This is a genomic window from Neisseria sp. P0001.S007 (assembly GCF_051963655.1).
Lineage (GTDB): Bacteria > Pseudomonadota > Gammaproteobacteria > Burkholderiales > Neisseriaceae > Neisseria > Neisseria subflava_A.
Genome location: NZ_JBQCUB010000003.1, coordinates 36,947 through 54,015, shown reverse-complemented (window position 1 = coordinate 54,015; position 17,069 = coordinate 36,947). Strand labels below are relative to the sequence as shown.

Sequence of the window (17,069 nt, the reverse complement as noted above, 5' to 3'; positions counted from 1 at the left end):
TATTAAAATATCTCAATACATTGCGTAATTTATGGGAAAAAAATTAATCAGCATCAGTATGGTGCGCAACGAAAACGACGTTATCGAATCGTTTGTCCGTCATAATCTCGAGCTGATGGATGAAATGCACATCATCGATCATGGCAGCAGCGATGGCACAAGGGAAATCCTGATTCAATTGAAAGAAGAAGGTTTACCGGTATTTATCTATCAATATCAAGCGCTCAAGTTCAATCAAGACCAATTGGTAAACCTGCTTATGAAGCAGCTTGTAGCAAAAGATGAAGCGATAGATTTCGTTTTTCCGCTGGATGCGGACGAATTTATTTCATGTCCTAGCCGTACCATGCTGGAACAACTCTTGGATGTCATCGGTGAATACAAGATCGGCATGTATCTTTGGCGCGGCTATTTGCCGACATCGTTGCAATACAACCCTGATTTCACCACTCAATTTACCGAGCAACGCCTCGAAACGCTCTTTACCCCTAAAGTCATTATTCCCAGATGGGCTGCCGAATCTTGCAGCGTGATTATCGGCTGCCATTACATGTTGGATAAAGATGGCAACAAGGTTGAATCAACCCTGTTTCATTCGCCGAATTATCGAGGTTTACATTCCTGGTTTATCGAGCAGTTTTCCGCACAATTTGCAGAGACCGATTTGTTGTGGCTGGGGCATTTCCCAATCCGCTCCTTGAACCAGCACATCAAAAAAATCCTCGAAAAGTCCATCTTGATTGCCATTAAAGACGGAAGCAACGATATTGCCTGGGAAAACCAGTTGCGCGAATTGTTGGATAACGGCATGAAGATGGACTTGAACGATTTACGGCTGTTGGCATACAGATACCGCTCCGGCTCTACAAGTTTGGAAGACCCGCATTGTAAAGTCAGCCGTTACGAACCCTTGCGTAAAAAACCGCTGATGCTGAAATACACCTCGCCGGAAGCAGGTGATCCTTTGATGACTGTCGGACATCTGGTACTTGCATTGGCAAGCGGCGCACAAGATTCCTCTTTAGGCCTTAAGGCCGTCTGAAAAACACAGACCGCACACACAATAATAGGAAAATTATGATCAGCATCTTTGATATTTTCAAAATCGGCATCGGCCCGTCCAGCTCGCACACCGTTGGCCCGATGAAGGCCGCGGCCGCTTTTGCCGATTTGCTGAATGCCGAAAACTTGGATACACAAGTGGCGCGCATTGTCATTGAAGTGTACGGCTCGCTTGCTTTAACCGGTATCGGACACGGTACATTCGATGCATTATTGCTTGGTTTGGAAGGCAGCCTGCCGCACGATATTCCGCTGGCAGACATCCCTCAACGCTTGGAACGCATCCGCACACAACACGTTTTAAAACTCAACGGCCGCGAAATGGCCTTCAATCCTGAAAAAGATTTGGATATCCGCGGCGACAAAGTGTTGCCTAAACATCCGAACGGCCTGAACTTTATCGCCTATAATTCAGACGGCCTGAAGCTGAAAGAGCAGATCTATTATTCGGTCGGCGGCGGTTTTATCGTAACAGACGAAGGGTTTGCACAAGAAGCGCAGGAAAATTCAGACGTGCCATATCCTTACAAAAACTGCGACGAGCTGCTGGCACAATGCCGTCTGAACCAGTTGAATATTTCCGAAGTCGTGTTGGCCAATGAAGCGGCGTTGGCAGGTTGCGATGAAGCGGAAGTACGCCGCCGTGTGGCTGCCGTGGCCGATGTGATGGAAAACTGCATCAAGCGCGGCTTGGGTGCGGAAGGGCAGCTGCCGGGCGGCTTGAACGTCCGCCGCCGCGCGCCGCAGTTGGCGGCCAAACTCAAAGTCCTGCGTGAGAGCGAAATCGTCAATACCCAACTTTGGCCGATGGTGTACGCCATGGCGGTTAATGAAGAAAACGCCGCCGGCGGCCGTGTTGTAACTGCACCCACCAACGGCGCGGCAGGCATCATTCCTGCCGTTTTGCACTATTTCCGCAAATTTAATCCGCACGCCAACCAATCGCGTGTCGAGGATTTCCTGCTGACTGCCGGTGCCATCGGTATTTTGTATAAAACCAATGCGTCGATTTCTGGTGCGGACGTTGGTTGCCAAGGCGAAGTCGGCGTGGCATGTTCCATGGCTGCGGGCGCATACGCCGAAGTCATCGGCGGCACGCCCAAACAAGTGGAAAACGCCGCCGAAATGGCGATGGAACACCATTTGGGCCTGACCTGCGACCCTGTCGGTGGCTTGGTGCAAATCCCCTGTATCGAGCGCAACGGCATCGCCGCCGAAAAAGCCCTCAAACTCGCCACCCTCGCGCTTTTGGAAGATGGTACAGACAAAAAAGTTTCACTTGATGAAGTGATTCAAACCATGTTGCAAACCGGCCGCGATATGAAGGCAACCTACAAAGAAACCTCACTCGCCGGTCTAGCAATTACCTTGCAGAAAAAAGCCATACCGGTATCCGTGCGCGTTGTGGAATGTTAGCAATAGGGTAAGGGATCGGCACGATAAAAAAAGGCCGTCTGAAAAACTTTCAGACGGCCTTTTTTGTATGGATCGAATAACTAACCGTTTTTTTGATAAGGGTTTTCCAGTCCGGCCATTAAGTCGCGGAAGTATTCGCGCAACTGTTTTTCGGAGCAACCCATCAGCAGCGCGTCTTCAAATGCGTCCTGCGCTATTTGGTACAGTTCGTTTAAGTTTTCGGTCATGACTTTGACTTTTTCGGTGCAGGAAACAATCTGACCGTCGTCGTCATACCATTTGGGCATTTGCGGCATCGCCATCGTGCACCTCAATTCAAGAAACGGGATGGATCGTTTTTCTTCACGCGGCGGGCAAAGGCGTATTTTCCGTTCCAATATTTGTGGCCGAGGCTGGTAATTTCGATACGTTTGCCCGTTCTCGGCGCGTGAATGAAATTGTTGTTGCCGATGTAAAGGCCGACGTGGGAAATACGGCCGCGACCCATGGTGCGGAAAAAGACCATGTCGCCCGGCTGCAACTCGGAACGGTTCACGGCAACGCCCATTTGTGCCTGTTCGGCAGAGGTGCGCGGCAGGTTTACACCCATGGCGCGTTTAAAGATGTGTTGCATGAAGCCGCTGCAGTCAAAGCCGGTAGAGGCTGATGTGCCGCCGTAGCGGTAGGCCACGCCGAGCAAGCCCATGGCGCTGCCGATCAATTCGTCTGAATTACCTGAAGGTGCGCGCGTATTGTTGCTTGGGGCTGGACGTGTATTGACGGGGTGGACAGGGGTTGCCTGACGCGTATTGCCGTAAACGTTGGCGTTGTCGTTGAATTGGTTTAAAACATGCTGACGGGTGGTAATCAGGTTTTCCAAATCATCGGCGTAAGAAAAATTGACGCTCGCGAGCATGGCGACCGAAGTCCAAACTGCTGCGAGCCGGAGTAAAAAATTCATTATAAAAACTTCCGTTTCAGAAGGCATTCCCTGCCGATTGCAGGCACATTGCCGGTTTCTGAGATGTTATCCCGTATCATTCTCTTGTTATCTGCTTGATTGTATTCAAAAACCGTCTTTTTGGCAAAAAAACTGCTGTTATTTTGCGTTAAACCCTTGTTTCCAAACAAACTAGAAAAACATTAAACGCGGTTTCGCTTGATTTATCCGCCGCTGCAACCATATAAGTGGCATTCATTGATTTATTTTCAGAGACTGACATGACACAAAATCACAGCGATATCCGTACACGCTTTATCTTTGACGATATGCCTATCCGCGGTATGCACATCCGCCTCGAAAAAGTTTGGCACCACATCGTCAACCAAAAACATTATCCTGTCGCTATCCGTCGCGCATTGGGCGAATTGTTGGCCGCCGGTTCTTTATTGTCTGCCAACCTTAAAAATGAAGGCACGCTGATTGTTCAGGTTCAAGGTCAGGGCCGTCTGAAAATGTTGGTGGTGGAAGCGACTTCTGAAAATACTGTCCGTGCTACCGCGCGTTGGGACGAAACTGCTGAAATTCGTGATGATGAAAGCCTGACTGCGCTGTTGGGCGAAAACAGCGTGTTCGTTTTGACCCATCAGCCTAAAGATGCCGACCCATGGCAAGGTGTTGTCCCTCTAGAAGGCGACAGCATTGCGCAAATGCTGGTTAACTATATGAAACGTTCCGAGCAGCTCGATACCTATATTACGCTTGCTGCCGATGACCAAGCCGCAGGTGCATTATTGTTGCAACGTCTGCCGGAAGAAGAATTGGATGATGTCGCGTGGGAACATGTGACCACGCTTGCGCAAACGCTTACTCCGCAAGAATTGACCGGTTTGGACGCGCATCACGCCCTTTACCGTCTTTACCATGAAACCCCGCCCCGCGTTTTTGAGCCGGAAGCCATTGAATTTGCCTGCACCTGTTCCCGCGGCAAAGTCAGCGATATGCTGTTGATGCTTGGCGGTCAGGAAGTCGGCGGCGTGGTGGCAGAACAAGGCAGCATTCAAATCGATTGCGATTTCTGCCATAGCAAGTATGTGTTTGATGAAACCGATGTCAACGCTTTGTTTGGCGCGGATGTGGTGAATGCCGTACGCCAAGAAAATGAGCGTTTGCAGTAATCACGGGATAAAAGTTTCTTAAAGAAATTGGCTTAATAGAAGGGCAGGTGTAATACCTGTCCTTTCTTTTTGGGAAAACTGAATATCATCAATAGAAAATGCCGTCTGAAAAAAGCGTGGGCTGATTTCAGACGGCATGATTATTTTAAACGATGCGTTTAATGTTTAAAGATTATTTCCAAACCAACAAAGCGTGGTTGCGTTTGCCGCGGCGGACGATGGTGTATTTGCCGAAACGTTTGTGTTCGTCGGTCAGCATATAGGCATCGTCAGGTTTTTCAGCGGCATGGTTCGGATTGTTGGCTTCAGCAGGTTTGCCGTTGAGCAAAACCGCTTTGCTGTTGACAAAACCGCGCGCTTCTTTGTTGGAAGACGCCAAACCGGTTTTCACCAAAGTCTCAACCACGTTGAGGCTCTCGGAAACTTCAAAAGTCGGCAGGCCGTCGAGAGCGAGCTGTTCAAAGTCGCTTTCGGTCAGGCTGCTTTGGTCTTCGGCAAACAGACTTTCGGAAATGCGCTGCGCGGCTTTCAGGGCGGCTTTGCCGTGAACCAGGCGGGTCATTTCTTCGGCAAGGATGCGTTGCGCTTCGGGCTTGGTACCGCTGGCTTTGTCTTTGGCTTCGATGGCGTCGATTTTTTTGATAGACAGGAAGGTGAAGTATTTCAGGAATTTATACACATCGGCATCGGCGACTTTCAGCCAGAATTGGTAGAACTGATACGGTGAGGTTTTCTTCGCGTTTAACCATACTGCGCCGCCTTCGGTTTTGCCGAATTTGGTGCCGTCTGATTTGGTTACCAAAGGCAGGGTCAGGCCGAATACTTGTTTTTGATGCAGACGGCGGGTTAAGTCGATACCGGCAATGATGTTGCCCCATTGGTCGGAGCCGCCAATTTCCAAAACCGCGCCATGACGTTTGTTCAATTCGGCAAAGTCGTAGCCTTGCAGCAGGGAGTAGGCGAACTCGGTGAAGGAAATGCCCACGTCGTCGCGCTCGATACGCTGTTTTACGGACTCTTTGTTCAGCATGGCATTGACGGAGAAATGCTTGCCGATGTCGCGCAGGAAGTCGAGGCAGTTCATGCTGCCGAACCAGTCGGCATTGTTCGCCATAATGGCGGCGTTTTTGCCTGTAAAGTTCAAAAACGGTTTCAGTTGGTTGCGGATACTTTCTACCCAGCCGGCAACGGTTTCGGCGGAATTCAAGCTGCGTTCTACCGCTTTGAAGCTGGGGTCACCGATCATGCCGGTCGCGCCGCCCACCAAAGCAATCGGCGTATGTCCTGCCTTTTGGAAACGGCGCAATGCCAACACGGGCAGCAAGTGGCCGATGTGCAGGCTGTCTGCTGTCGGGTCAAAACCGCAATAGAGGGAAATTTTTTGTTCGTTTAGCAAAGCGTCTAAGGCTTCGATGTCGGTAGTTTGCGCGATTAAGCCACGCGATTGTAGGTCTTTGATGACGCTCATTGTTATCTTCCAAAAAAATTAGCAGTTTTACAAACTGCTAATTGTAACAAATTTCATCGGATGAATGGCTATGGCTTACTGAAGAAGCGTGTGTTTTTCAGAAAAACGCTTGGCCAGTTCTCTGCCGCCGTAAGGGTTGATGTGGTCTCTATCGGAATAAACCGGCAATCCATTGATTTTGAAATTTTCCGGAATATAGGTAGTGGCATCGATAATGTGTACATTGGCATATTTTTCTGCCAATTCTTTGATGCGTTCATTTCCTTTTGAAGTGACTGTTTCATCAATGGCAAGATTCTGACTAAATCCCGGTATGCGGTAAGACAGAATATAGGCGCGCAAGCCGTTGTATGACAAATTAGGGTTGTCTATCATCAGGTAAACCGCTTGTTTTTCCGAAGAAAGTTTTTGCAACATGAGGTCGAATTTTTTGAAAAAATCGGCATCGTAAGCAAGGGAATGGCTGTTTTCAGGCATTTGGCTGCCCCAGCGCATGGCTAAAAGCACTTTTGAGTATTGGGGCAGATGCTCTTTGGCATACTGATAAACGGCACGGCAGGAGGCGTTTTTCTTGAATACGGGTGCGGCATAATCTTCTACATAGGCGCAACTGTCCGCAGAAACCATCGTTGCCGACCATTTTTCTTTTTTGCCGACGGTATCAAAAAACGTTTTATATTGGTCGGCATGCGAATCGCCTAGAATCAGTAATTCCGGCTGTTTGTCTGTATCGCCCCAAATACACTGTTTGTCGGTATTGTTGTGACAAGAAGTGTAGGAACGTGCCAATCCCATACGGTCGTATTGCTGCATAAACGGGAGCTTCATGGCAAGAAAAGGCGTAATGGCCAAAACAAGCATGGGGACGGCATAAACCCATGTCACAGATTGTGCAAAAGAGCCTTTCCAGTTTTTAAACGGCTTCTCGACAAAATAATAAGAAAGCAGGGAGAGTGCAAACATTAAGACAATCGCGGCTGCAGTCGAATACGAAGGCAGATTGTTTGAACCGATGTATCTCATAAAAGCCAATACAGGCCAATGCCACAGATACAGTGAATAGGAAATCAAGCCTATACCGACAGTAATCTTCCATTGGAAAAATTTTTTCAGCCGGTGTTCAAATTGATTGAAATAAATGAATGCGGCAGCGGCCAAACAAGGAATGATGGCGGCAGGCCCTGGAAAATAGGCAGTTTTTTCCGTATAGGTAAACAGGCAGGCAAACAGTACGCATACGGAAAGTAATGCGCCTGCCGCTGCATATTGTTTGCCGGTATCCAGCCCTTGTTGTTGCCGATATTGCATCCATACTGCCGTCAGCGAGCCGATCAGCATTTCGCAGGCGCGCAGATGGGGAAGGTAATATTTATCCAGTGCAGTTGGCATAAAAGAAGCCAAAATGCTGAATACGCATAGCGTGATGAGGAAGGCAAACTGAGTGCGCCAGCTTTTGCGGACTACCAGTAACAGCAATATCGGGAAGACGAAATAATATTGTTCTTCGACCGATAAAGACCAAATGTGAAGCAAAGGTTTTTCTTCTTGTATGGGATCGAAATAGCCCTGACCCTTGGCAAAAAAGATATTGGAGATGAACCCCAAGGTGGACAGAGCTGTCCTCCATAAAAGGAAGAAATCATCTTTGGTGAATAAAAGAAAGCCGCATATCAACGTTACCGTCAAGACGGTAAAAAATGCGGGCAGTATCCGCTTGATACGGCGGATGTAAAATTTTTTGAACGAGAAAATCCCGCTACTCATTTCACGATGAATAATCATCGTGATCAGAAAGCCGGAAATGACAAAAAAGATATCAACACCAAGAAAGCCGCCAGGCAGCCAGTTTTTTTCAATATGGAAAACGACAACGGATAGAACAGCAACGGCACGCAATGTATCAATATCTGGGCGGTAAGATAAAACTTTGCTCATAATATTTTGATTTTAATTAGTTTATTTTAATGGCGTCGTCTGAAAAGTGATTCCTGCCGAGAGTGGGGGCATTTCGGAGGTCGGCCATCGTTTGTCAGTACTGGGCAGTTTGTTTGCCTTCTTAGAATGATTGCTGATGATATGCGTTTGAATAGTAATAGATTAGAGTAGGAATACGGTTAATAGTTTCAACATAATGTTTAATATGTTGTTTTTATAATGAATCAATACGATGTGGTATTGTTTAATTATTTATTGTCATATCAGTGGTATTGTTATTGATGATGTAATCTTGCGCTATTTTTAGGTAAGGCGTCGACAAGAAATGAGAGATTTTAAGAAAGAAAAATTACGGGCTATGCCCGCATTTATTATGGAGATGATGTTTTGTTTTGTTGATATTTCAAGACATAAGGCCGTCTGAAAATAAATTCAGACGGCCTTAATCTTAGAAAAGGCCGTCTGAAAAAAGCGGGACGCTGGGTTTATACGTTAAACAGGAAGTGCATCACATCGCCGTCTTGTACGACGTATTCTTTGCCTTCCACACGCATTTTACCGGCTTCTTTGGCTTTGGCTTCGCCGCCTAAAGCGATGAAATCTTCGTAGGAGATAACTTGGGCACGGATGAAGCCGCGTTCAAAGTCGGTATGAATCACGCCGGCGGCTTGTGGTGCAGTGTCGCCTTTGTGGATGGTCCAAGCGCGGACTTCTTTGACACCGGCGGTGAAGTAGGTTTGCAGGCCCAAGAGGTCGTAGCCGGCACGAATCAGGCGGTTCAGGCCCGGTTCTTCCAAGCCCATTTCGGCGAGGAATTCGGCTTTTTCGTCGTCTTCCAATTCGGCGATTTCGCTTTCCATTGCGGCGCAAACGGCCACAACCGGCGCGTTCTCTTTTGCAGCCAATTCTTTCAGGCGGTCGAGGTGTGGGTTGTTTTCAAAACCGTCTTCAGAAACGTTGCCGACGTACATGGCAGGTTTGGCGGTCAGCAGGAACAGCGGTTTGAGCATGGCAAGTTCTTCTGCGTCTAAGCCGAAGGAGCGTACAGGCTTACCTTCGTCCAGATGAGGCAGCAGTTTTTTGCACAGATCGACCAGCTTTTGCGCGTCTTTATCGCCTGAGCGTGCACGTTTTTCTTCGCGGACGATGGCTTTTTCGACGCTGGCCAAGTCAGCCAGTGCCAATTCGGTGCCGATGGTTTCGATGTCGGCAATCGGATCGACTTTGCCTGCAACGTGAACGATGTTGTCGTCGTCAAAGCAACGCACGACGTTAACAATCGCGTCAGTTTCGCGGATGTTGGCGAGGAACTGGTTGCCCAGGCCTTCGCCTTTGCTCGCACCTGCAACCAAACCGGCGATATCGACGAATTCGACGATGGCAGGCTGCATTTTTTGCGGATTGACGATTTTTGCCAATTCAGCCATACGCGGATCAGGGACTTCAACGATGCCGACGTTGGGTTCGATGGTACAGAAAGGATAGTTTGCTGCTTCGATACCCGATTGGGTCAGCGCGTTAAAGAGGGTGGATTTGCCGACGTTGGGCAAACCGACGATGCCGCATTTCAAGCTCATGGTTTTTCCTGAAAAGATAAAAGTTTAACGGCAGATTATAGCATATTGTGGAGGCACTCAAAACAGCCGCAATGCTGGTGTGTTCTTATGATAAAAGGCCGTCTGAAAAAAGAGGGGTAGGCATTCAGCTTATTGTTCTTCCGAAGAATGAGTAAATGAATAAAGCCGTTAAATAAAACAATTTTTCAGACAGGAGGCTTAAGATCAAACCCAAAAGAATGCCCAGTACCCAATAAATCATCTGCCGGTGTTTCGGGTTGGATGCGGTACGTAACATTTTGAAATACAAAACCAGACAGCCGAACATGCAGATTGTTTGAAACAGAATGAGGGGGAGGCTGTCAATGGCTCCGGAAATCGAATCATGAAGGATGATTATCCCTATGCGTATGCATAAATAAATTAAAGCCGAGCCTGCCGCCGAATGCCCAAAAGGGACGGGCGTGTCGGATGAATCGGGTGTTTTGTGGGGCTGAAGCCTGCCGAATAACAAGATAAATACAATGTCAAACATAATGATAGTTGCCTTGGTGTGAGATGTTTTTGTTTTTCAGACGGCCTCAGGGTTGTCTGAAAGCGTATTGTGCGGCGATATGCGATGGTGCCGCAGTAAGGTATGTCAGTAGGTCGACCATCCACCATGCTGAAGCAGTTGCCATACTTAAGTGAACATATTGATTTAGCAGAGGGTTATCTGCTATTTCTCCAAATAGTCTGAAATACAGGGTAAGTTAAATGAATAGGGTCAGAGTGGCAAGCAGGTTGAGAAACAGTATGGAGTTTGTGGGTAAATACTTTGCCGCGGTTCGCAGTTAGTTTAAAGGCCGTCTGAAAAACTGTTTCAGACGGCCTTTTTTCCGTACTGACTTAACCGGTATTACGCAAACCTTGCGCCACGCCGTTGATGGTCAGGTGAACCATCAGCAGTGCGTGCGGATTATCGGGCTCTTTGCGCAGGCGTTTGAGCATGGCGACTTGCAGGCCGTTGAGAGCGTTCAGGTATGGAATCCTCAAGGCAAGCGAACGGGCGAGGCTGCGGTTGTCGCGCAGGAGCTCTTCGGTTTGCAGCAAGTCGAGCAGTGCTTTGCGGCTGCGTTGGTATTCTTCTTTGATCATGCCGAAGATGACTTTTGCTTTATCGGGCGATTCGCTCAAGCCGGCATAGTTTTCCGCCAAGGTGATGTCGGTTTTCGCCATCACTTGCTCCATATTGGAGAGCATGGCTTGGAAGAACGGGTTGCTTTGGGCATGTTCGCGCAGGGCGGCCAGTGTGTCGGGTTTGCCTTCGCACAAGGTTTCCACTGCGCTGCCGAAACCGTACCAAGCCGGCAGCATGAGGCGGTTTTGCATCCATGAGAATACCCACGGAATCGCGCGCAAGTCCTGAATCCGTGCCAAGGTTTTGCGGCTGGCAGGACGGCTGCCGAGGTTGAGGGTGGCGATTTCCTGAATCGGGCTGGTTTGCAGGAAGTAGTCGATGAAGTCGGGGTGGGTAATCAGTTCGCGGTAGTATTTGAACGATACGTCCGACAAATCCTGCATCAGTTTGGCATCAGGGTCTTTTTTATCCGGCAGGATGCTGGCTTCCAAAGTCGCGGCAACCAAGGTTTCCAAGTTGCGTTGGGCATTGCCCGGGTCGGCGTATTTGGCGGTAATGACTTCGCCTTGCTCGGTAATGCGGATTTGTCCGGCAACGCTGCCTGCAGGTTGCGCCAAAATGGCTTGGTAAGAAGGGCCGCCGCCGCGACCTACGCTGCCGCCGCGGCCGTGGAACAGGCGCATGCGGACATCGTATTTTTTGAAGAGTTCGACCAAGCCCAATTCGGCCTGATACAGACACCATGAGCTGGTAACGTAGCCGCCGTCTTTGTTGGAGTCGGAGTAGCCGAGCATGATTTCTTGGATATTGCCGCGGCTTTCGAGTAGGGCATCATACCAGTCGAGGCGGAACATGGTTTCCATGACAGGACAGGCGTTTTCGAGTGCTTCGATGGTTTCAAACAGAGGCACGATATTGATGCGGCTGTGCGGTTTGCCGTTTTCCACCACCAACAGGCCGCTTTCTTTCAGCAGCAATGCCAAGGCGAGCAGGTCGCTGGGTTGTTCGCAGTTGGAAATAATGCTTTGTGTAACGGCATCTTCGCCAAATTCGTCTTTGATTTTGCGCGCTTCGTTGAAAATTGCCAGTTCGTGGCGGGTATGGTCGCTGTATGTGATGAACGGGCTGTACAGCGGACGTTGATGGCTCAATTCGCGCAACAGGGCGGCTTGTTTTTGCTCTTCGTTCAGGCTGTTGTAGTCTTCCAAGCCTGCGTGTTGGAAAAGCTCGGCAACCACATCGGCGTGTTTGCCTGCGTGTTGGCGCAGGTCGAGCGGCATCATGTGGAAGCCAAACACGGATACGCTGCGGATAATGTCGGCCAGACGGCCTTCTGCCAGCAGTTGGCTGCCGTTTTCGTGGAGCGAGCGTTGCAGTTTTTTCAGGTCGTTGAGGAACTCTTCGACTGTGGCATAAGGCTCGAGGAAGCCGAATTTGCAGCCCATGCCCAAACCGAGTGAGCGTGCCTTGCCCATGGCGCGTGCCATGATGTAGGCGATGGCGCGGCGGTAGGGTTCTTCGGTACGGGCGATTTCTTCGTCAGGCGAGAGGGCGGCCAATGCCATCACATCGTCGTTGACTTTGACGCGGCGGATGGAGAGCGGCAATTCGCGGTAGAGTTTGTCGAGTTCGCCACGATAGAAACGGAACACTGCGTCGGCATGCCGTCTGAACGCAAAACGCAAGGTTTCGGCAGAAACGAACGGGTTGCCGTCGCGGTCGCCGCCGATCCAGCCGCCGATTTTAAGGATATTCGGAACGCGGACGCCGGGATAGGCCGTCTGAAAATCACGTTCCATTGTGCGGTAGAGTTTGGGCAGGGCTTCAAAGAAGCTCATTGGGAAGATGGATACACCGTTGTTGATCTCGTCGTTGACGCTGAGTTTGTGGCGGCGCGTTTCGCTGGTCTGCCACAAGCCCAAAAGGACTGTGTCGATTTCGCGGCGCAACTGAGCCAGTGCTTCGGGGTTGGTACAGCGTTCGCGTTGCGGCAGCAGCGCGCGGATGCGGCGGTTGAAGCTTAAGACGGTTTGGCGTTGCACTTCGGTCGGGTGCGCGGTCAAAACGGCGGTAACGACTGTATTGTCCAGTTGTTGTTGCAACGCTTTGCCGTTGACTTTTCCGGCTTTGAGCTTGCGCACGGTTTCCGTCAGGCTGCCTTCTGCTGCGCTGTGGCCGGCATCTTCGTGGATTTGGCGGCGGCGTTCGTGGTGCACGTCTTCGGCGATGTTCAAAATCTGCGCGAACAGGCCGCAGGCCAAGGTTAAATCGTGGGTTTGTTGTTCGTCCAATTGCGGCAACACCTTTTCAATCAAGGCAGCGCTGTCGTCTGAAGTCGATAATAACTTAACGGTTTCGACCACCAAAGGCGACGCTTCCTCATGCAGCAGATTGAAAAGAGACTGTTTTAAAAATTCCGCATCCGCTGCCAAAGCGGCATCTTTGGGATTATTTAAGATATGCAGTTGCATGATTTTTCTCTTATTTAAATGTTAATTTGGGTTTGTCCCGAATCCATTGTATAGCAAATTTTTGTAAACTGCCAATGCTGCCGTCCGATACATTTCAAACCAGAAAACAGCCGTCCGTATCCGCCGCGTGGTCGCTGTCTGTAAAATGCCGTAAAATATTGCCCATCAAAACAGAGGCGAGAAACCCATGATTGAATTTCCCAACCAGCCCGATTTTCCTGAGCAACACACCGCCGTCGCTGTCGGCACCGTCAACATGAGCCAGCAGGCGATACGGGTGTTGATAGAGAATGCCACCGAAAAGGCAAGTATCCTGACCATCGCCCGCGTTGCCGCCATTCAGAGCATCAAACAGACCGCCAACCTGATTCCGCTGCACCTGCCCGGCCGTATCATCGGCGTGCAGGTTGATTTCGATATTAACGTTGAGCTGGCCTGCCTGAAGGCCACGCTGACCGTCCAAGCGAACAGCAACGGCAGCATTGCCACCGAAGCCCTGACCGGCCTTAATTTGGCGCTCTTGAGCGTTTACGACATGATGAAAGACGTTGACCGCAATATGATGCTCAGCGGCATCCGCCTCGAATCCGAAACCAGCAACGAAGGCCGTCCTTTCCTGTTTGACAACGCATACGAAAATATTAATTTCTAAATCACTCAGGCCGTCTGAACATTGGGTTTCAGACGGCCTTATCATTATGATGAACGATCAACAACTCCTGCGGTTCAGCCGCCATATCCTGCTTGACGAAATCGGTATCGAAGGCCAAGAAAAACTTTTGGCCGCCCATGTGCTTGTTGTCGGTTGCGGCGGGCTGGGTGCGGCGGCCTTGCCGTATCTTGCTGCCGCCGGCATCGGCCACCTGACGATTGCCGATGCCGATACCATCGACGAGACCAACCTTCAACGCCAAATCACGTTTACCGAAGCCGACATCGGCAAAAACAAGGCTTTGGTCATGCAAGGCCGTCTGAAACAGATCAACAGCCAAACACACATTACAGCCATTGCCGAATTTCTCGATGAAGCCAAGCTTGTCGAATTGGCAAACGCCGCGGACATCATCCTCGATTGTTCCGACAATTATCCCACACGCCAGGCGGTCAACCGCGCCGCCGTTGCCACGCACACGCCTTTGGTTTCAGCCGCAGCCGTCGGCTTTGATGGACAAATTGCCGTGTACCGTCCCGATCTTCCCGATACGCCCTGCTATGCCTGCCTGTTTGACGGCGAACAAGCCAGCGACGGCGCTTGTGCATTGTTCGGCGTTTTTTCGCCCTTGGTCGGTGTTATCGGGACGACCCAAGCCGCCGAAGCGCTCAAAGTACTGATTGGTATCGGTGCGCCGTCGCACGGCAAACTTTCTACCTACAACGCGTTGAGCGGAAAATGGCAGCAATACGGGGTGAGACACAATCCCGAATGCCCGGTTTGCAGCGGCCGTTAAAGACAAAAAGCAGGGTGGGGTTTCAATATTGCCTAAGCCAATCCGCTAGAGTAATCATACTTATCTTTCATTAAACTTGAAGGAAGGCGTTTCTTCCCTTTTCAGACGGCCTGTGGCACGATATGATTCAATGATTAATAAATTTTTTGAGGCCGTCTGAAAAAGGATAAGGAGAAACCGGCTTAATGAATATTATTCGTGCCTTATTGGTAGTATTGGGTTGCCTGGCTTTGGGCGAGGCAACCGTTTGGATTTTGGGTTTGAAGCTGCCGGGCAGCATTGTCGGCATGGGTTTGCTATTTGCCGCACTTCAGGCAGGCTGGGTTAAATTGTCTTGGGTGGGGGAACTGGCAGATATTTTGATGGCAAACCTGACTTTATTTTTGGTGCCACCTTGCGTGGCCGTCATCAGCTATTTGGATGTGATTGCAAACGACTGGTTTTCGATTTTGACGGCCACAATCGGCAGTACGATCTGCGTATTGTTGGTGACAGGCAAAGTGCATGAGTGGGTCAGGAGGCGGATGTGATGAACATAGACGGGCTGTTGCGCATGCCCTCGGTCATGCTGTTCCTGACTTTGGCCGTGTATGCTTTGGCGGTGCAGATTCGGGCGCGCACGGGGAATGTGCTGTGTAATCCGGTATTGATCAGTACGCTGGTATTGATGGGGTATTTGAAAGTATTTGCCATCGATTACGAGCTGTATCACTCTGCCTCGCACTTTATTGATTTTTGGTTGAAACCGGCAGTCGTGTTGTTGGCCGTGCCGCTTTATCGAAATTGGGACCGTATCCGCAGCCAGTGGTTGCCGGTGGTGTTGTCGCAGTTGGCAGGCAGCGTGACAGGCATTGTTACGGGCGTGTATTTTGCCAAATGGCTGGGCGCTTCGCGCGAAGTGATTTTGTCGCTGGCTTCCAAATCCGTGACCAACCCGATTGCGATCGAAATCACGGCGTCTATCGGCGGTATTCCGGCGATTACGGCGGCAACGGTGATTATTGCCGGACTTTTTGGACAGATGGCCGGATATAAAGTGTTGAAAGGGACGTTATATATGCCTTCTTCAGTGGGAATGTCTTTGGGTACGGCCTCGCATGCGATGGGTATTGCAGCGTCTTTGGAATACGGCCGCCGTATGGCTGCATATGCCGGCTTGGGCTTGACGCTCAACGGCGTATTGACGGCGGTATTGGTGCCTATCTTGATTCCCTTATTGGGCGTATAGCGTTTAGGCCGTCTGAAAATAGTGTAAAACAGGAGAAAATGATATGGCTGTAAATTTGACTGAAAAACGTGCAGACGAATTGTTGGAAATCGACGGCATCCGTCTGTTTACAGGTCGTGCCGGCATCAAGCAACAAGACCGCGACGATTTGACACTAATGGTGTTGGGCGGCGGACATACAGTGGGCGCGGTGTTTACGCAAAACCGTTTCTGCGCCGCGCCGGTGCATATTGCCAAGTCGCATCTGTTTGACCAAGACGGCGTATGTGCCTTAGTCGTCAATACGGGCAATGCCAATGCAGGTACCGGCGCACAAGGCCGTCTGGACGCGATTAAAGTGTGCGCGGCGGCGGCGGAACAGGTCGGCTGCCAATCCAATCAGATTATGCCGTTTTCGACCGGCGTGATTTTAGAGCCGCTGCCTGTGGATAAAATCGTGGCCGCTTTGCCGCAAGTGCGCCCTGCATTTTGGTCGGACGCGGCCCGTGCCATCATGACGACGGATACTGTACCGAAAGCTGCTTCACGCACAGGCCTGGTTGGCGAAAAACACACAGTCCGCGCTACCGGCATCGCCAAAGGCTCGGGCATGATTCATCCGAATATGGCAACCATGTTGTCGTTTATCGCTACCGATGCCAAAGTGTCCCAACCGATTTTGCAGCTGATGACGCAAGAAATCGCAGACGAAAGTTTCAATACGATTACCGTGGACGGCGATACCAGCACCAACGACAGCTTCGTGATTATGGCGACAGGCCGTTGCGGTCAGAGCGAAATCGACAATACCGCCGATCCGCGCTATGCGCAGCTCAAAGCCTTGCTTGGTTCGCTGGCTTTGGAACTGGCGCAGGCGATTGTCCGTGATGGCGAGGGTGCGACCAAGTTCATCACGATTGAAGTGCAAAACGCGAAAACCCGCGAAGAAGCGCGCAAAGTGGCTTATGCCGTCGCCCATTCGCCTTTGGTGAAAACCGCTTTCTTTGCCTCCGACCCGAACCTGGGCCGTCTGTTGGCAGCTGTCGGCTATGCCGGTATTGAAGACTTGGACGTCGATGCTTTGAAAATGTGGCTGGATGATGTGTTGGTGGCTGAAAATGGCGGCCGCGCGGAAAGCTATACCGAAGAGGCTGGACAAGCCGTGATGAACCGTCCGGAAATCACCGTCCGCATCGATTTGCAACGCGGCGATACGACGGCGGCTGTCTATACCTGCGATTTGTCGCACGAGTATGTGTCGATTAACGCGGATTACCGTTCTTAAAAAC

The 17,069-nt window shown here is 50.3% G+C and carries 15 protein-coding genes; 8 read left to right on the top strand and 7 right to left on the bottom strand.

Annotated elements, in window-relative coordinates; all coding sequences use genetic code 11:
• Nucleotides 1-31: 31 nt before the first annotated feature.
• Complete coding sequence (locus ACTHRE_RS04330) at nucleotides 32-1,042, top strand: glycosyltransferase family 2 protein (RefSeq protein ID WP_285071403.1); 1,011 nt, start codon at nucleotides 32-34, stop codon at nucleotides 1,040-1,042.
• A 35-nt stretch (nucleotides 1,043-1,077) separates the two neighbouring features.
• The gene (locus ACTHRE_RS04325) at nucleotides 1,078-2,478 is read left to right on the top strand and encodes an L-serine ammonia-lyase (protein ID WP_377073649.1); all 1,401 of its coding nucleotides are present in this window, start codon (nucleotides 1,078-1,080) and stop codon (nucleotides 2,476-2,478) included.
• An 80-nt stretch (nucleotides 2,479-2,558) separates the two neighbouring features.
• Here the strand turns inward: ACTHRE_RS04325 and ACTHRE_RS04320 are convergent, their stop codons facing one another.
• Together ACTHRE_RS04320 and ACTHRE_RS04315 are read right to left on the bottom strand one after the other, a co-directional pair.
• Nucleotides 2,559-2,780: a hypothetical protein gene (locus tag ACTHRE_RS04320; protein WP_004519529.1), complete on the bottom strand. Its 222-nt coding sequence runs from the start codon at nucleotides 2,778-2,780 to the stop codon at nucleotides 2,559-2,561.
• Nucleotides 2,781-2,788: 8 nt separating this feature from the next.
• On the bottom strand, nucleotides 2,789-3,418 hold the full coding sequence (locus ACTHRE_RS04315) for a C40 family peptidase (protein WP_070646619.1): 630 nt from the start codon (nucleotides 3,416-3,418) through the stop codon (nucleotides 2,789-2,791).
• Nucleotides 3,419-3,678: 260 nt separating this feature from the next.
• Here ACTHRE_RS04315 and hslO point away from each other — a divergent pair, with 260 nt between their 5' ends.
• Nucleotides 3,679-4,575: an Hsp33 family molecular chaperone HslO gene (hslO, locus tag ACTHRE_RS04310; protein WP_440344869.1), complete on the top strand. Its 897-nt coding sequence runs from the start codon at nucleotides 3,679-3,681 to the stop codon at nucleotides 4,573-4,575.
• Nucleotides 4,576-4,747: 172 nt separating this feature from the next.
• Here the strand turns inward: hslO and tyrS are convergent, their stop codons facing one another.
• The 5 genes from tyrS to ppc form a co-directional block, all read right to left on the bottom strand.
• Nucleotides 4,748-6,043: a tyrosine--tRNA ligase gene (gene tyrS / locus ACTHRE_RS04305; protein WP_440344870.1), complete on the bottom strand. Its 1,296-nt coding sequence runs from the start codon at nucleotides 6,041-6,043 to the stop codon at nucleotides 4,748-4,750.
• A gap of 75 nt (nucleotides 6,044-6,118) precedes the next feature.
• Nucleotides 6,119-7,978 (bottom strand): acyltransferase family protein, encoded by a 1,860-nt coding sequence (locus ACTHRE_RS04300; RefSeq protein ID WP_314575960.1) that lies wholly within the window; start codon nucleotides 7,976-7,978, stop codon nucleotides 6,119-6,121.
• A gap of 485 nt (nucleotides 7,979-8,463) precedes the next feature.
• Nucleotides 8,464-9,555 (bottom strand): redox-regulated ATPase YchF, encoded by a 1,092-nt coding sequence (ychF, locus tag ACTHRE_RS04295; RefSeq protein WP_049330669.1) that lies wholly within the window; start codon nucleotides 9,553-9,555, stop codon nucleotides 8,464-8,466.
• Between the two features lie 124 nt (nucleotides 9,556-9,679).
• Nucleotides 9,680-10,069: a hypothetical protein gene (locus ACTHRE_RS04290; protein ID WP_377073645.1), complete on the bottom strand. Its 390-nt coding sequence runs from the start codon at nucleotides 10,067-10,069 to the stop codon at nucleotides 9,680-9,682.
• Nucleotides 10,070-10,422: 353 nt separating this feature from the next.
• Complete coding sequence (gene ppc, locus ACTHRE_RS04285; protein WP_377073644.1) at nucleotides 10,423-13,125, bottom strand: phosphoenolpyruvate carboxylase; 2,703 nt, start codon at nucleotides 13,123-13,125, stop codon at nucleotides 10,423-10,425.
• Nucleotides 13,126-13,312: 187 nt separating this feature from the next.
• Here ppc and ACTHRE_RS04280 point away from each other — a divergent pair, with 187 nt between their 5' ends.
• From ACTHRE_RS04280 to argJ, 5 genes are all read left to right on the top strand, one after another.
• Entirely contained in the window at nucleotides 13,313-13,777 is a 465-nt protein-coding gene (locus ACTHRE_RS04280; RefSeq protein WP_377073643.1) for a cyclic pyranopterin monophosphate synthase MoaC, read from the top strand.
• A gap of 49 nt (nucleotides 13,778-13,826) precedes the next feature.
• The gene (locus ACTHRE_RS04275) at nucleotides 13,827-14,573 is read left to right on the top strand and encodes a HesA/MoeB/ThiF family protein (RefSeq protein WP_377073727.1); all 747 of its coding nucleotides are present in this window, start codon (nucleotides 13,827-13,829) and stop codon (nucleotides 14,571-14,573) included.
• 185 nt (nucleotides 14,574-14,758) lie between these two features.
• Nucleotides 14,759-15,103: a CidA/LrgA family protein gene (locus ACTHRE_RS04270; protein ID WP_107848900.1), complete on the top strand. Its 345-nt coding sequence runs from the start codon at nucleotides 14,759-14,761 to the stop codon at nucleotides 15,101-15,103.
• Nucleotides 15,103-15,801 (top strand): LrgB family protein, encoded by a 699-nt coding sequence (locus ACTHRE_RS04265; RefSeq protein ID WP_070460368.1) that lies wholly within the window; start codon nucleotides 15,103-15,105, stop codon nucleotides 15,799-15,801. The genes ACTHRE_RS04270 and ACTHRE_RS04265 overlap by 1 nt, the downstream gene beginning before the upstream one ends.
• Before the next feature lie 43 nt (nucleotides 15,802-15,844).
• Nucleotides 15,845-17,065 (top strand): bifunctional glutamate N-acetyltransferase/amino-acid acetyltransferase ArgJ, encoded by a 1,221-nt coding sequence (gene argJ, locus ACTHRE_RS04260; protein ID WP_377073642.1) that lies wholly within the window; start codon nucleotides 15,845-15,847, stop codon nucleotides 17,063-17,065.
• Nucleotides 17,066-17,069 lie beyond the last annotated feature (4 nt).

Coding starts and splice junctions, on each gene's coding strand:
- ACTHRE_RS04325 (WP_377073649.1), top strand. CDS start 1,078: ATGATCAGCATCTTTGATATTTTCAAAATCGGCATCGGCCCGTCCAGC.
- ychF (WP_049330669.1), bottom strand. CDS start 9,555: ATGAGCTTGAAATGCGGCATCGTCGGTTTGCCCAACGTCGGCAAATCC.
- ACTHRE_RS04320 (WP_004519529.1), bottom strand. CDS start 2,780: ATGGCGATGCCGCAAATGCCCAAATGGTATGACGACGACGGTCAGATT.
- ACTHRE_RS04315 (WP_070646619.1), bottom strand. CDS start 3,418: ATGAATTTTTTACTCCGGCTCGCAGCAGTTTGGACTTCGGTCGCCATG.
- ACTHRE_RS04275 (WP_377073727.1), top strand. CDS start 13,827: ATGAACGATCAACAACTCCTGCGGTTCAGCCGCCATATCCTGCTTGAC.
- ACTHRE_RS04300 (WP_314575960.1), bottom strand. CDS start 7,978: ATGAGCAAAGTTTTATCTTACCGCCCAGATATTGATACATTGCGTGCC.
- ACTHRE_RS04330 (WP_285071403.1), top strand. CDS start 32: ATGGGAAAAAAATTAATCAGCATCAGTATGGTGCGCAACGAAAACGAC.
- ACTHRE_RS04270 (WP_107848900.1), top strand. CDS start 14,759: ATGAATATTATTCGTGCCTTATTGGTAGTATTGGGTTGCCTGGCTTTG.
- ACTHRE_RS04280 (WP_377073643.1), top strand. CDS start 13,313: ATGATTGAATTTCCCAACCAGCCCGATTTTCCTGAGCAACACACCGCC.
- argJ (WP_377073642.1), top strand. CDS start 15,845: ATGGCTGTAAATTTGACTGAAAAACGTGCAGACGAATTGTTGGAAATC.
- tyrS (WP_440344870.1), bottom strand. CDS start 6,043: ATGAGCGTCATCAAAGACCTACAATCGCGTGGCTTAATCGCGCAAACT.
- hslO (WP_440344869.1), top strand. CDS start 3,679: ATGACACAAAATCACAGCGATATCCGTACACGCTTTATCTTTGACGAT.
- ppc (WP_377073644.1), bottom strand. CDS start 13,125: ATGCAACTGCATATCTTAAATAATCCCAAAGATGCCGCTTTGGCAGCG.
- ACTHRE_RS04265 (WP_070460368.1), top strand. CDS start 15,103: ATGAACATAGACGGGCTGTTGCGCATGCCCTCGGTCATGCTGTTCCTG.
- ACTHRE_RS04290 (WP_377073645.1), bottom strand. CDS start 10,069: ATGTTTGACATTGTATTTATCTTGTTATTCGGCAGGCTTCAGCCCCAC.